We start from the raw sequence: 16411 nt of genomic DNA on the forward strand, positions 1-16411 counted from the left end.
TTGTCCCGGAAGTGAAGGTGCGTAATTAAGTTGCGCACTGTTCGCCAGGCAACGGAGGCGCTCGCCGGGGTACCATCGAACGGTCTGGTCAGGGCCCGTTTTGCTTCGGATCGACCTAGTTGAGTCGCAATGTTTGCGGAAATGTAACCAACCAAAGTGGCCTTCTGCCAAGGACGTTGGATGTGACACAAATCCAAAACGTCGGCAATCCGGTCGATGCGACGCTCCGAATCATAGGGCGTGGATCACGTCCTACAGCTGGCGCGCGCGCTTGCTGGGGTGGTGCTCGGGGAGTTGCGTCAACAGCGGCAGAACGGAGTGATTGATGAGTTCATTGGCCACGGATCGCGTCGACCAATGTTCATCCGGCGAGTTCTCTGCACAACCGTTTGCTCTGTCACCCGCACAGACCGCGCTCTGGTACGCGCAGCGCATTCGCCCCGACGTACCGTTGACGATCTCCCAGTACGTCGAGATACACGGCGACCTGGACGAGGGTCGGCTGCTGTACGCGATCGAGCGATTCGGTGCGGAGACCCAGGTGGGTCAAGTTCGCATGGTGGAGATAGATGGCACTCCGTATCAAATCGTCGATCCGGTGCACCGGCCGGGCTGGGTCCGCATCGACCTGCGTGGCGAGGCCGATCCGTACGCGGCGGCGCTGCGCTGGATGCACGAGCACACGAGTTCGCCCATCGACCTGGAACGCGACCCGCTGACCTCCAACGCGGTTCTGCGGATCGGAGACTCCGACTACCTCTGGTACTCGTTCGCCCATCACATCGTCATCGACGGCTACGGCGCGATGAACGCGCTCACCCGCACGGCGGAGATCTACACCGCGCTGGAGAACCGGACCGAGCCGGTCGCCTCCCGGGCGACCCCCCTCGCCGAGATCTACGCCGACGAGGCGCGCTACCACGACTCCAGCCGTTTCCAGAACGATCGCGAGTACTGGCTCGGGCAGCTGTCGGGCGTGGGCGAGCCGGTGAGCCTGGGTGGCGCCCGCCTTGGCACCACCACCCACGACGCGGGCCGCAGGCTGGCCACCGCCGTGCTGAATGACGACCACCATGCCGCGATCGAGGCGGCGACCAGCGCGTGGAACACCACCGACTCGGCGGTGTTCGTCGCCGCGCTGGCCGCGTACGTGCGGTCGGTGACGGGCAACTCGGACGTGGTCCTGAGCCTGCCGGTCTCGGCGCGCACCACGGTGTCGCTGCGCCGCTCGGCGGGCGTGATCTCCAACGTCGTGCCGATCCGGCTGCGATTCGACGAGGCGACCACGATCGGCGACCTGGTGAAGGCGGCCGAGCTGCAGATCACCGGCGCTTTACGTCATCAGCGCTACCGCCACGACGACATCCGGCGCGACAGCGGCTACTCCCGTGACGCGCGCGGATTCTTCGGCCCGATGGTCAACCTGATGCTGTTCCACGACGAACTGCGTTTCGGCAGCCTGGTCGGTTCCATGCACGTGCTGGCCACCGGCCCGGTGGAGGACCTCTCGGTCAACGTCTACAACGGCGCGGGCGGCCGCCTGCACGTCGACTTCGAAGCCAACCCCCGCCTCTACGGCGAGGCAGAAGTGAGCGTGCACCATGCGCGCTACCTGGACTTCCTCGGCCGGTTCCTGGCCGCCGATCCGATGTCGGCCGCCGAGTCCCTCGGCGCGATCACGCACGCCGAGCGGGAACAGGTCCTGCACGGCTGGAACGCCACCACGGCGCCCCGGCAGGACGGCACGCTCGCGAGCCTCTTCGCCGAGCGCGTCGCGTCGGACCCGGACACGGTCGCGCTCGAGTTCGGTGACGAGGCGCTGACCTACGCCGCACTCGACGCCCGCGCCAACCGCCTGGCCCGGCTGCTCATCGCGCGCGGCGCCGGACCCGATACGACGGTCGGTCTGTGCTTGCGCCGCAGCCTCGACCTGGTGGTCGGCATGTACGCCATCGTCAAGGCGGGAGCGGCGTACCTGCCGCTGGACACCGAGCATCCGGCCGAGCGGATCGGGCAGATCGTGCGTCAGGCCGAACCGCTGTGCGTGCTCACGGCGGCCCGCGACGATGTCGAACTGCCCGCGACCGTCACCCGGCTGGAGATCGACACCGCCCGGGTCTCCGGATTCGACGACGCGCCGATCACCGACGCCGACCGCAATGGCACACTGCGTCCCGATCACCTCGCCTACGTCATCTTCACCTCGGGATCCACCGGAAAACCCAAGGGCGTCGGCGTAACTCATGCCGCGATCGTCAACCGGCTGCGCTGGATGCAGCACGAGTATCCGCTCACCTCCGGTGACGCGGTGCTACAGAAGACCCCGGCCACCTTCGACGTCTCGGTGTGGGAATTCTTCTGGCCCTTGCAGATCGGCGCTCGATTGGTGATCGCCGCCCCGGACGGGCACCGCGACCCGGCGTACCTCGCCCGGACCATCTCCGAAAAACGAATCACGACAGCGCATTTCGTGCCGTCCATGCTATCGGTGTTCGTCACCGAGGCAGATCTGAGCGGCTGTGCCTGCCTGCACCGGGTGTTCTGCAGCGGTGAGGCGCTGCCCGCCGCCACCGTGCGGGAGTTCTACGCGGCCTTACCGGCCGCCGAACTGCACAATCTGTACGGCCCGACCGAGGCCGCCGTGGACGTCACCTACTGGGCGTGCCCGCCCGACGCGAGCGTCGTGCCGATCGGCTCGCCGGTGTGGAACACCGAGACCTATGTGCTGGACGACCGGTTGCGGCCCGTCCCGCCCGGCGTGGTCGGCGAACTGTATCTCGCCGGAGTCCAGCTGGCCCGCGGCTACCTGAGGCAACCGTGGCTGACCGCGGACCGCTTCGTGGCCGATCCGTTCACCCCGGGTGCCAGGATGTACCGCACCGGTGACCTGGCGCGCTGGCAGATCGGCCGCTCCGGCGGCGAGCCCGGTGTGCTGGAATATCTGGGCCGCAGCGACTTCCAGGTCAAGATCCGTGGCCTGCGCATCGAGCTCGGCGAGATCGAGGCCGCACTGCTCGACGACCCGAAGGTGGCTCGCGCGGTGTGCGTGGCGCACACCGGACGCACCGGTGACGAGCTGGTCGCCTACGTGGTCGCGGCGAAGCACGAGGACGACGACGCTCCGCTGGACACGGCGGCGCTGCTGACCGCGCTGCGGCACACGCTGCCCGGGTACATGGTGCCCTCCGCGCTGATGGAACTCGACGAGCTGCCGCTGAGCGCCAACGGCAAGATCGATCGCAAAGCGCTGCCCGCTCCCGCGCCGAGTGTGCGGTCGATCCGGCCGATCGCCGAGCCGCGCACCGAGGTGGAGCGGGTCCTCGCGGGCATCTTCGCGGAGGTGCTCGACACCGAGGTCGGCGTCGAGGACAACTTCTTCGATCTGGGCGGCAACTCGCTCATCGCCGCGCGAGCGGTGTCCAGGATCAACGCCGCGCTCGGCACCGCGCTGACCATCCGGGATCTGTTCGAGGCCGCGACGATCGACGCGCTCACCCGTCGCTTCGCCACGCAGACCGCCGACGTCTCCTCGCCGCGGCTGGCGCCCGCCGAACGACCGGAGCGGATCCCGCTGTCGCAGGCGCAGCAGCGGCTGTGGATCCTGAACCGGTTCTCCGAGCATGCCGCCGCGTACAACATGCCGCTGGCGGTGGCGGTGGATGGACCGCTGGATGTGGCCGCACTGCGGGCGGGCCTGGTGGACGTCATCGAACGGCACGAGAGCCTGCGCACCACCTTCCCGGAGTCGCCGGACGGGCCCTACCAGCTGATCCACCCGGCCGAGGCGATCCCGCTGACGCTCGACCCGATCGATGCGGCCGAAGCCGATGTGGCGGAGCTGGCGACCGAATTCGCCGGGTACGGCTTCGATCTGCGCCGTCAGGCCCCGATCCGGGTGGCGCTCTACCGCACCGGCCCGCAGCGGCACGTCTTCCTCATCGTGTTGCATCACATCTGCGGCGACGGGTGGTCCATCGCACCGCTGGCCAAGGACCTGATGACGGCGGTGGCCGCGCGCGCGAACGGTGTCGCGCCGCAGTGGACGCAACTGCCGGTGCAGTATGCCGATTTCGCGCTCTGGCAGCGCGAACTGCTCGGCGACGAGTCGGACCCGGGCAGCGCGCTCAGCAGGCAGCTCACCCACTGGCGCTCGGCGCTGGCCGGCCTGCCCGAGCAGCTCGACCTGCCGCTGGATCGCCCGCGCCCGCTACGCAGATCGACCGTCGGCGGCCGGGTCGAGTTCGCCATCCCGGCCGAGATCCGCCGGGGCGCGATCGAACTCGCGGCCAGCCGGGGCGTGAGCATGTTCATGGTGCTGCACGCGGCGCTGGCGACGTTGCTGTCGCGGCTGTGCGCGAGCGATGACATCGCGATCGGCACCCCGATCGCGGGCCGCTCCGATCCGGCGCTCGACGACCTGGTCGGCATGTTCGTCAACACCCTCGTCCTGCGCACCGCCGTCGACCCGGCGGTCGGATTCGACCGCATGCTCGACGTGGTGCGCGAGACCGATCTCAACGCCTTCGCCAATGCCGATGTGCCGTTCGAGCGGCTTGTCGAGGTGGTCAACCCGGAGCGTTCCCCGTCGCGGCACCCCTTGTTCCAGGTGATGCTGTCCTACGACCACGCGCCGGACCTGCGGATCGATCTGCCCGGGGTGCGCGCCGAGGTGCTGCCGATCGCTTCGGACGTCGCCAAGTTCGATCTGCAGCTGGTCGTCCACGACGATTCGGGCGACGGCCCGCTGTCGGCCGAATTCGGCTATACCACCGATGTTTTCGACCAATCCACGGTGCAGTCGTTCGCCCGCCGGTTCATCGCGGTGCTGGCGGGCGGCGTGGCGGCTCCGGAGCTTCCGGTGGGCGACCTGCCGATCCTGGACCGCAGGGAAACCGAGAACCTCGTGCCCATCGCGGGCGCGCCTGCCGAGCCGCCGATCACCTTGGCCACCTTGCTCACCGCCACCGCGCGCCGGCTGCCGGACGCGGTGGCGGTGCGCTACCTCGGCGCCGACACCACCTACCGCGAACTCGACGAGCGCTCGAACACGCTGGCGCGCGCTCTGATCCAGCACGGCGCCGGGCCCGAGACGGTCGTCGCGATCGCACTGCCGCGCGGTCTCGACGCGATCACCGCGATCTGGGCCGTCGCCAAAACCGGTGCGGCCTATGTGCCCGTCGACCCGAACTACCCGAGTGAGCGCATCGCGCACATGATCGGTGACTCCGGCGCGATGCTCGGCCTGACCGACCCCGATTGCCTGGCTGCCCTGCCCGCCTGGCCCTCGCGAGGCAAACACCGCAAGGGTCAGGTCGACTGGCTGGTCCTCGGCTCCGGCGAACTGACCGCAGAGTCGTCGGGCCGCCCGGCGGACCCGATCACCGACGACGAGCGCCACCACCCGATGCGGGTGAGCCACCCGGCCTACCTCATCTACACCTCCGGGTCCACCGGCATGCCGAAAGCGGTCGTGGTGACCCACGCGGGCATCGCGTCCCTCGCCGCCGAGCAGAACTACCTGTTCGGCATCTCGGACGCGGCGCGTACGCTGCACTTCTCCTCGCCCAGTTTCGACGCCTCGGTGCTGGAGATGCTGCTCGGCTTCGCCGCGGGCGCCACGATGGTGATCGCCCCCTCGGGCATGTACGGCGGCGCCGAGCTGGCCACACTGCTGCGCGATGAGCGGGTCACCCACGCCTTCGTCACTCCCGCCGCGCTGGCCACCGTGCCGAACGAGGGGCTCGACGAGCTGGAGACGGTCATCGTCGGCGGTGACGCCTGCTCGGAGGAACTCGTCGAGACCTGGACCGCCGGGCATCGCATGCACAATATGTACGGTCCCTCGGAGGCCACCGTCGCGGCGACGGCGAGCGGGCCGATGGAGCCGGGCCGCCCGGTGCCGCTCGGGTCGCCCGTCCGCGGCATGCGACTGTTCGTGCTGGACAACCGTTTGCACCCGGTGCCGCCGGGCACGCCGGGCGAGCTGTACGTGTCGGGTCCCGGTGTCGCTCGCGGCTACCACGGACGTTTCGCCCTGACCGCGCAGCGGTTCGTGGCCAACCCGCACGGCAGGCGGGGGGAGCGGATGTATCGGACCGGGGATCTGGTCGTCGTGGAGCGGACGGGGCGGCTGCGGTTCCTCGGACGCGCGGACGACCAGATCAAGATCCGCGGCTTCCGCATCGAACTGCGCGAGATCGACAACGTGCTGCGCCTGCATCCGGGCATCCGGTTCGCGCTCACCGTGGTGCACACCGACGAGCAAGGTCAGGTACGGCTGGCGTCGTATGTCACGGCCGACCGGCCGGTCGAGACGCGGGCGGTGCTGGAGACCGCGCGCAGGCAGCTGCCCGGCTACATGGTGCCCGCCTCGGTGGCGGTGCTCGACGAGATCCCGGTCACCCCCGCGGGCAAGCTGGATCGAAAGGCGTTGCCCGCGCCGGTGTTCGCGGCCGCGGGAACCTCCCGCCCGCCGAGCACCGCACTGGAGCTGGGCGTGGCGGGCGTGTTCGGCGGGGTGCTCGGACGCCCGGTCCTCGGAGCCGAGGACAGCTTCTTCGATCTCGGCGGCAACTCGCTGCTGGCCACCCGGCTCGCCGCCGCGCTGCACGCGGAGTTCGGTGTGGAGCTGCCGGTGCGGTCGGTCTTCGAGGCGCCCACGGTCGCCGGGATCGCCGGGCAACTGGATCGAGCGCCCCGGACGCAGCGGCCGGCGCTGGCGGTGCGGACACCGCGTCCGGGACGTATCCCATTGTCGCTGCCGCAGCAGCGTTTGTGGTTCCTCAACCGATTCGCGCCCGAATCGAGTTCCTACAACATCGCTTTCGTGATCCGCGTCGCCGGTGATCTCGACGTGCCCGCACTGCGCGAAGCGCTCGCCGATGTGCTGCGGAGGCACGAGGTGCTGCGCACCGTCTTCCCGGAGGACGCCGAAGGCGCCCAGCAGGTGGTCCTGCCGGTCGAGCGCGCACTGCCGGAGGTGGCGGTCACCGACATCGACGATTCCGGCGCGAAGGCCGCGCTGGAAGCGCTGGCGCACACCGGGTTCGACCTCACCGGTGAGCCGCCCCTGCGGCTGTCGCTGCTGCGCACCTCGCCCGAGCGCTACCTGCTCGGTGTCGTGCTGCACCACATCGCCGCCGACGGCTGGTCGCTCGGCCCGCTGACCGGGGACCTGGCCGCCGCCTATGCGGCACGGCACGAGGGCGAGGCGCCGTCGTGGACGCCGCTTCCGGTGCAGTACGCCGACTTCGGACTCTGGCAGCGTGCCTGCCTCGGTGAGGAGAGCGATCCGGACAGCGCCGCGGCGACCCAACTGGAGTACTGGCGCACCGCGCTGGCCGACCTCCCCGATCAGCTGCCGCTGCCGTATGACCGGCCGCGGCCCGCTGAGCCGACCCAGCAGGCCGGGACGGTGCGTTTCACGGTGCCGGAACAGGTGCAGCGCGAGCTCGCCGCGCTGGCCCGCGAGCGCGGCGTGAGCAAGTTCATGGTGCTGCGTTCGGCATTCGCGGTGCTGTTGCGCTGCGTCACCGGTGGTCGCGACATCGTGATCGGCACCCCCGTGGCGGGGCGCACCGACACCAAGCTCGACCGATTGGTCGGCATGTTCGTGAATACGTTGGTGCTGCGCTCCGACGTGGATCCGGACCGCAGCTTCACCGACCTGCTGCGCGCGGATCGGGACACCGAGCTGGCCGCGCTGGCGCATGCCGACATCCCGTTCGAGCGCATCGTGGACGAATTCGGCGCCGAAGCCCGCTCCTCGGGCAGGCACCCGCTGTTCCAGGTCGCACTGAGCGTGCAGGACGGTCCGGCGCCGACGCTGGAACTGCCCGGTCTCGCACTGCGCGCGGAGCCGCTGGACATCGCGTCCGCGAAGTTCGATCTGGAGCTGCGCGTCGCGAACGACACCGGCCGACCGGGTTCTATCGCGGGCGAGGCGGACAGCGTTTTCGAATTCGTCTACGCCGCCGAGCTTTTCGACGCGATGACGATCGAGACGCTGGCGGACCGATTCTTGCGCGTGCTCACCGCCGTCACCGGCGATCCGCGCGTGCTGATCCGCGACGTCGACGCGCGCACCGACCACGAGCGCCGTACCCTCGCCCCCGCGCGGGGCGGCCAGGCGGCCCCGCCGTGCACGCTGGCCGAGTACTTCACCGCCACCGCGCGGCGGTATCCACACCACACGGCGCTGTGCGCGGGCACGACGTCACTCACCTATGCCGAGCTCGACCGGCGCTCGAATCGTTTGGCGCGCGCGCTGATCGCGCGCGGGCTCGGTCCGGGGACGCGGGTGGCGCTCGGGCTCATCCGCTCGATCGACTCGGTGGTGACGATGCTGGCGGCGGCGAAGTCCGGCGCGGCGTTCGTCCCGGTCGACCCGAAGTACCCCGCCGACCGCATCCGGCACATGCTCACCGACTCCGGTTGCGCGACCGGCGTCGCGATCACCGCGCATGTGGAGCACCTGCGCGAGGGCGCCCCGGCAGGGCGCGACATCGAGTGGTTGCTGCTGGACCGCCCCGAGTTCGCCGCCGAACTCGAAGGCCACGACGACGCGCCGATTGACGACCACGAGCGTTCGCGCGCCATCCAGGTGGCCGATCTGGCCTATCTGATCTACACCTCGGGGTCGACCGGAACGCCGAAGGGCGTCGCGGTGACCCACAGCGGTCTGGCCAACCTGGCCGACGAGATCCGCGACCGCATCGGCGTCGACGAGCATTCCCGCACACTGCACTTCGCGACGCCGAGTTTCGACGCGGCGATCCTGGACCTGCTGATCGCACTGGGGTCGGGCGCGGCGATGGTGATCTGCCCGACCGACATCTACGGCGGTGACGAGCTGGCCGCGCTGATGGAACGCGAGCGCGTCTCGCACGGCTTCATGACCCCGGCCGCGCTGGCAACGATCGACCACGAACGCTGGCCGCTGCCGCACATGCGGGCGCTCATGGTCGGCGGCGAGGCGGTGGCGCCGGACCTGGTGACGCGCTGGGCGCCGGGACGGGTGATGTGCGATGTGTACGGGCCCACCGAGACCACGGTGGTCATCACCATCTCCGGCCCGATGCGCGCCGGTGATCCGATCACCATCGGCACCCTGGTGCGGGGCGCCCGGGCATCGGTGCTCGACGAGCGGCTGCGCCCGGTACCGGTCGGCGTCCCCGGCGAGCTGTACCTCTCGGGGCATGGCGTCGCGCGTGGGTACTTCGATCGATTCGGCCTCACCGCGACACGTTTCGTGGCCGATCCGCACGGCCCCGCCGGCGCCAGGATGTACCGGACCGGTGACGTGGTGCGCTGGAACGCCTCGGGCGAGCTGGTCTACCTCGGGCGCAGCGACCATCAGGTGAAGCTGCGCGGTTTCCGTGTCGAACTCGGCGAGATCACCGCCGCGCTCGGCGAACACCCGTCGGTGCGATTCGCGCACACCGAGGTGCGCCGCATCGCGGGCGCCGACCGGATCATCGCCTTCGTCCAGCCCGCCGACCGCGCGGCCGGGGTGGACACCGAAGCGCTGCGCGCCTTCGTCGCGCGCAGGCTGCCCACGCACATGGTGCCCTCCGGTGTCACCGTGCTGGACACCATCCCGCTCACCCCCGTCGGGAAGCTGGACGTCAGCGCACTGCCCGAACCGCAGTCCGTCGGCGATTCGACCGGTCGTGCGCCCCGGACCGACGCGGAGCGCTTGGTCGCCGCCGTGATGGGCGAGTTGATCGGGGCCGAGGGCGTGCACGCCGACGACAACTTCTTCGACATCGGCGGCAACTCGTTGCTGGCGACCCAGCTCGTCGCGCGGCTGGCCGCCGCGACGAACGTGCGGCTCGCCGTGCGCGCCGTGTTCGCCACGCCGACGGTCGCCGGACTCGCCGAGCTGCTGGACACGGGTGCCGCGTCCGACGCGGACCGCCCCGCGCTGGTGCGCAGGGAACGCCCGCAGCGCATACCGCTGTCGGCCGCGCAGCGGCGGCTGTGGTTCCTCAACCGGTTCAACGCGGGCGGGTCGAGCGCGGAACAGTCGGCGGGCGCCTACAACATTCCGCTCGTGCTGCGCATGACCGGCGATCTGAATGTCGGCGCGCTGGTCTCGGCGCTGCGTGCGGTACAGGTCAGGCACGAAACCCTGCGCACGGTGTTCCCGGAGACCGACGGCGCGCCCGCCCAGGTCGTGCTCGACCCGGCGGAAGCGGCGATCCCGCTGGTGCGGGTGACCGCGCGTCCGGAGGAGATCGAGACCGCCGTACGGCGTTTCGTCGCACCGGGATTCGATCTGGCCACCACTGTGCCGATCCGCGCGGCGCTGATCTCGGTGCCGACCGGCGCCGACGAACCGGCGCAGCATGTTCTCGTCGTGGTCGTGCACCACATCGCGATGGACGGCTGGTCGCTCGAGCCGATGGCCGCCGACGTCGCGGTGGCCTATCGGGCGGCCTGCGGCGGCGACGCGCCGGACTTGCCGGAGCCGGAGGTGCAGTACGCCGACTACACACTGTGGCAGCAGGACGTGCTCGGCAGCGAGGACGACCCGGACTCGGCGGTGAGCGCGCAGCTGGCCTACTGGCGTCAGGCCCTGGACGGCATCCCCGAGTTGCTCACCGTGCCCGCCGACCGCCCGCGCCCGCCCGCTCCGTCCTACCGGGGCGGCACCGTCGACTGCGCGGTGGACCCGGTCACCCACCGCGAGCTGCAGACGATCGCGGGAAGCAACAACGTCAGCCTGTTCATGGTCCTGCACGCCGCGCTCGCGGTGCTGTTGCACCGGATGACCACCACCGACGACATCACCGTCGGCACCCCGATCGCGGGCCGCGGTCATCCCGCGCTGGACCGGCTGGTCGGCATGTTCGTCAACACGCTCGTGCTGCGCACACGGATCGACCCGGGCGCCCGGTTCACCGACTTGCTGCACGCGGTGCGCGAAGCCGACCTGGACGCCTTCGCCCACGCGGACCTGCCGTTCGAGCGTCTCGTGGAGGTGCTCAATCCGGCCAGGTCCCAGGCGCACCATCCGATGTTCCAGGTGATGCTCTCGGTCCGCAACGAGCCGGTCGGCGGACTGGACCTGCCGGGGATGCGCATCGAGGCCGCCGATATCGACACCGGGATCGCGAAGTTCGATCTCCAGTTCACCCTGACCGAAACGCAGACCGCGCACCGAGATCCGGCAGGCATCACGGTGTCAGTGAACTACGCGCGGGATCTGTTCGACGAACCGACCGCCCAGCGGCTCGGCAAGCGCCTCGCCCGGCTGCTCGCCGCGATCGCCGCGAACCCGACCACCCCGGTGGGCGATCTGGAGCTGCTCGACCCCGCCGAGTGGTCGGGGCTGGCTCCGGTACGCGGAGGGAAACCGGACCGGCCGATCACCTTCCCCGAGGTCTTCGAGCAGGCCGCGAGCGTCGATCGCGCCGCCGTCGCCCTGGTCTCCGACGGTACCGAGGTGACCTACGACGCCCTGGATCGCTGGACCAACCGGCTGGCGCGGGTGCTCATCGCCCGTGGCGTCGGCCCGGAAACCCTGGTGGCGCTCGGTATCCCGCGATCGATCGAGTCGGTGGCGACGGTGCTCGCGGTGGCCAAGGCCGGGGCGGCGTTCGTGCCGGTCGACCCGTTGTACCCGCAGCAGCGCATCACGCACATGCTGTCGGATTCCGGTGCGGCGCTGGGTATCACGCTGGCGGGTTACCGCGGCGAGTTGCCCGAGGGCATGGAGTGGATCGTGCTCGACGATCCGGCCTTCCGTGCGCGGGTGCTCGACGCGCCGGACGCGCCGATCGCCGACACCGAGCGCCTCGCTCCTCTGCGAATCGACAACCCGGCGTACGTGATCTACACCTCCGGCTCCACCGGCACACCGAAGGGCGTGATGGTCACGCACGGCGGATTGTCGAACTTCGCCGCCGAGACCGCCCACCGGTTCGACGTCCAGCCGGGATGCCGCGTGCTGCACTTCGCCACCCCGAGCTTCGACGCCGCGATGCTCGATCTGCTGCTGTCCCTCGGCGGCGCGGCGACCCTGGTGATCACGCCCGGCGGCGTGGTCGGCGGCGACGATCTGCGGCAGGTGTTCGCCGCGGAACGGATCACCCACGCGTTCATCACCACCTCCGCCCTCGGCACGGTCGACCCCACCGGGCTGCGCGAGTTGCAGCACGTGCTGGTCGGCGGTGAAGCGCTGCCGCCGGACCTGGTGACCAGGTGGGCGCCCGGCCGCAGCCTGTACAACGTCTACGGCCCGACCGAGACCACCATCGTCACGGTCATCTCCCAGCCGATGACACCCGGCGAGCCGATCACCATCGGCGGACCCATCCGTGGCGTGAACGCGGCGATCCTGGACGCGCGGCTGCATCCGGCTCCGCTGGGGGTGACCGGTGAACTGCACCTGGCCGGTGACGCGCTGGCCCGCGGCTACCTGAACCGTCCGGGATTGACCGCCCAGCGGTTCGTCGCCAATCCGTTCGGCAAGCCGGGGGAGCGGATGTACCGTACCGGCGATCTGGTGCGCTGGTGGGCCGGGTCGCGCGACCACGGGGCGGCGGTGGATGCCGCGCCGGAGATCGAGTACGTCGGCCGCACCGACCATCAGGTCAAGATCCGCGGCTTCCGCATCGAACTCGGGGAGGTCGACGCCGCGCTCGCCCGTCATGGCGCGGTGGCGTTCTCGACCACCATCGGGCATCGCACCCCGGCCGGCGCGACGGCGCTGGTGTCGTATGTGAAGGCGCGTGACGGGGTGACGCTCACCGCGGCCGAGTTGACCGGGCACCTGGCCGGATTGATGCCGAACTACATGGTCCCGCAGTCGATCATGTTGCTCGACGAGGTGCCGCTCAGCCCGGTGGGCAAGCTGGATCGCGCGAAGCTGCCGGAGCCGGTGTTCACCGCGGGCGAGGGCTACCGCGCACCGTCCACCCCCGCGGAGGAGGCGCTGTGCGCGGCCTTCGCCGAGGTACTCGGTGTGGAGTCGGTGGGCGTCGACGACGGCTTCTTCGAACTCGGCGGCAACTCGCTGCTGGCCACGAAAGTGGTCGCGCACGTGCGAGAGACCGGCATCGATCTGCCGGTGCAGTTGATGTTCGGCGACGCGACGCCCGCGGCGATCGCGGCGCGGCTGGACGGGGCGGACGCGTCCTCTGGCAGCGCGGTGGCGGCGATGCTCGCGCCGGTGCTGCCGATCCGGCCGAGCACCGCGGCGAGTCAGGCGCCGCTGTTCTGCGTGCATCCGGCGATCGGATTGGCATGGTGCTACTCGGGGTTGCTCGCGCACCTCCCTGCGGACCGGCCGGTCTACGGCTTGCAGGCTCCGCACGTCGCGGGGGAGGACAGCTACGAGTCGATCGCCGAGGCCGCGGGTCACTACGTGGCCGCGATCAAGCAGATCCAACCGGAGGGTCCCTACCACTTGCTCGGCTGGTCGCTCGGCGGACTGATCGCCCACGAGATGGCGGTGCAGCTGCAAGAGGCGGGCGAGGAGGTCGCCTTGCTGTCGATGATGGACAGCTACCGGCTGTCCGACGAATTGCTCGCGCACGCGACCCCGAGCGTCGCCGAGATCGTCGGAGAATTCGGCAACGACGACCTCGATGGCGAGATCGATCCGGACATGAGCCTGCGGGACGCGGCCGAACTGCTGCGCGCCCGGTCCGGGCCGTTCGCGGCGCTGACCGTGGAGCATCTGGAGCGGCTCTACGCGGGATACGAGAACGGCACCGTGCTCGCGCACAGCTTCCGGCCCCGGCCGTTCGACGGCGACTTGTTGTTCTTCACCGCGGGCGACGACCCGGTCAACCGGACCGACCCCGACCGACGCGCCGACGCATGGCAGCCGCACGTCACCGGTGCCGTCCATGACCACGAGCTGCGCTGCGCGCACTCCGCGATGACCACGCCTGACGCGCTGGCGGTGATCGGGCCGGTGCTGCGGAGGTGGCTGGAGACGAAGGAGACGCCCAGGTGAGCTTCGCGGTGGAGGTAACCGGCCTGGTGAAGAACTACGGCCGGGTCCGCGTGCTGGACGAGGTCGACCTACGAATCCCCACCGGCACCGTGATGGGCCTGCTCGGCCCGAACGGCGCGGGTAAGACGACGACCGTGCGGATCGTCACCACGCTGCTGAAACCGTCCGCCGGGTCGGTGCGGGTAGCGGGGATCGACGTGCTGCGCGATCCCGCGGCGGCGCGCAAACGGATCGGCCTGTCCGGCCAGTACGCCGCCGTCGACGGCAACCTGTCCGGCTACGAGAACCTGCGCATGGTGGCCCGGCTGTACGGGATGTCGCCACGCCAGGCGTCGGCCCGTGCCACCGAACTGCTCGGCGTCCTCGGGCTCGACTACGCCGCGCACCGCAGGGCCGGAACCTACTCCGGTGGCATGGCCCGGCGGCTCGACCTCGCCGGTGCGCTGGTCGCCCGGCCCGCCGTGGTGGTGCTGGACGAGCCGACCACCGGTCTGGACCCGCGCGGCAGGCTGGACATGTGGCGGGTGATCGGCGAGCTCGTCGACGACGGGACCACGGTGCTGCTCACCACGCAGTATCTCGAAGAGGCCGACCTGCTGGCCGACCGCATCACCGTCATCGATCACGGGCGGGTCATCGCCCGCGGCTCGGCCGACGAGCTGAAGACCTCGATCGGTGGCGACCGCCTCACCGTCACCCTGGCCGCCGGGCAGGCCGCCGAGCCCGCGCTGGTCGTCCTGGCGCAGATCGGCGTCGGCGAGCCCGGCCACGAGGCGGGCACCGACGAGGTGTCGGTGGTGGTCGGCGACGGTTCGCGCACCATGGTGGAGGCGCTGCGCAGGCTCGACGACGCGGGTGTCTGCGTGGTCGACGCGAATGTGCACCGGCCCAGCCTCGATGACGTATTCCTTTCCCTCACCGGCAAACCGGGCGGCGCGCCCGCCGCGGAACCGGAGACCGACGACGTACAAGAGGAGATCATGTCGTGAGCACGGCAATGGTGGGGGAGGCCACCCCGCAGGCGGAGCCGGAGCCGAGCAACGCCGCCGCGCAGCCGACTTCCGCCCCGCGCCTGCGGCTGTTCCGGGACAGCGCGATCGTCGCCCACCGCAATCTGCTGACCATCCTGCGCGTGCCCACGCTGCTGGTGACCGCGACGATCCAGCCGCTGATGTTCGTGTTCCTGTTCGCCTACATCTTCGGCGCCTCACTGGGCGGGGGCCAGTACCGGGAATTCCTGCTCGCAGGCATCTTCACCCAGACGGTCGCGTTCAACGCCGCGTTCACCACGGTCGGACTGGCCGGGGACCTACAGAAGGGCATCATCGACCGGATGCGGGCGCTGCCGATGTCGCGGCTGGCCGTGCTGATGGGCCGCACGCTGTCGGACCTCGTGGTGAACATTTTGAGCCTGGCGGTGATGGTCGGATGCGGGTACGTGGTCGGCTGGCGCATTCACGGCAGCGTCACCGATGCCGTGCTGGCATTCGCGGTGATCCTGCTGTTCGCGTTCGCGATGTCCTGGATCGGCGCGCTGACCGGCTTGCTGTCACCGACCGTCGAGGTGGCGCAGAGCGCCGGGCTGATCTGGCTGTTCCCGCTGACGTTCATCTCCTCGGCGTTCATCTCGGCCGAGACGCTGCCCGGCCCGCTGCGCGCGATCGCCGAGTGGAATCCGATCACCGCGGTCTCGGCGGCGGGACGCAAGCTGTTCGACAACGACTCGCCGCCCACGTTCGTCCCGCCCACCGGCTGGGCCGCCGACCACTGCGTCGAATACGCGGTGGCCTGCTCTGTGGCGATCCTCGTGGTCGCCGTGCCGCTGGCGCTGCTGCGCTACCGCAAGGTGGCCAGTCGCTGACCGGCGTGTGAGACACGAACGGCCGCCGCATCCGACGATGCGGCGGCCGTTTTCCGTGAAGCGCGGACCGTCAGGCGCGGCGGCGGGTCTTGAGCAGTTCGAGGCGCTCCTTGAGCAACTCCTCGAGCTCCTCCTTGCTGCGGCGCTCCAGCAGCATGTCCCAGTGCGTGCGCGGCGGCTTGACCTTCTTGGTCTCCTGGCTGGTGCCCTCGATCAGGACGCCCTCCTGGCCGTTGCGGCACAGCCAGGTCGGCGGGATCTCGGCGTCGTCGGCGAAGGGAACGTCGAATTCCTCGCCGTTGTCGGTCCGGTACCGGGCGATCCGACGCGGAGCCAGGTCGTGGTCGCGATCGGTCTCGTAGCTCACCGCTCCGAGCCGACTGCCTCGGAGTACGCGATCTGCCATGGTGTGCCTCTCCCTGTGTGCTCGAGTCTTCGTGCGCTGCGACCGTGTCCGCACGAGTGCGCGGGGGCACCCGCCGGACCTTACGTACAACGATCGGGCCTGCGCCGATAGTTCCCGACGCGGCCGCGGTGAACCGTTCCATTGTAGTGCCCGCGTCGCGCGGGCCTCGCCACGC

Annotated in this window: 4 protein-coding genes; 3 read left to right on the forward strand and 1 reads right to left on the reverse strand. The window is 70.3% G+C overall.

The window, feature by feature from the left end; genetic code table 11:
- Positions 1–325 precede the first annotated feature (325 nt).
- The 3 genes from ACZ6DL_RS06400 (at position 326) to ACZ6DL_RS06410 (ending at position 15830) form a co-directional block, all read left to right on the forward strand.
- On the forward strand, positions 326–13969 hold the full coding sequence (locus ACZ6DL_RS06400) for an amino acid adenylation domain-containing protein (RefSeq protein ID WP_466049367.1): 13644 nt from the start codon (positions 326–328) through the stop codon (positions 13967–13969).
- On the forward strand, positions 13966–14958 hold the full coding sequence (locus tag ACZ6DL_RS06405) for an ATP-binding cassette domain-containing protein (RefSeq protein ID WP_466049368.1): 993 nt from the start codon (positions 13966–13968) through the stop codon (positions 14956–14958). The genes ACZ6DL_RS06400 and ACZ6DL_RS06405 overlap by 4 nt, the downstream gene beginning before the upstream one ends.
- An 89-nt stretch (positions 14959–15047) precedes the next feature.
- Entirely contained in the window at positions 15048–15830 is a 783-nt protein-coding gene (locus ACZ6DL_RS06410) for an ABC transporter permease (protein WP_393230996.1), read from the forward strand.
- Positions 15831–15900: 70 nt separating this feature from the next.
- Here the strand turns inward: ACZ6DL_RS06410 and ACZ6DL_RS06415 are convergent, their stop codons facing one another.
- A complete protein-coding gene (locus ACZ6DL_RS06415; RefSeq protein ID WP_040779429.1) occupies positions 15901–16236 on the reverse strand; it encodes an RNA polymerase-binding protein RbpA in 336 nt (111 codons plus the stop codon).
- Positions 16237–16411: the final 175 nt, after the last annotated feature.

The organism is Nocardia sp. NPDC041819 (assembly GCF_055590505.1).

Excerpts from the sequence above, each read along its gene's own strand:
- ACZ6DL_RS06415 (WP_040779429.1), bottom strand. The coding sequence starts at position 16,236 with ATGGCAGATCGCGTACTCCGAGGCAGTCGGCTCGGAGCGGTGAGCTAC.
- ACZ6DL_RS06400 (WP_466049367.1), top strand. The coding sequence starts at position 326 with ATGAGTTCATTGGCCACGGATCGCGTCGACCAATGTTCATCCGGCGAG.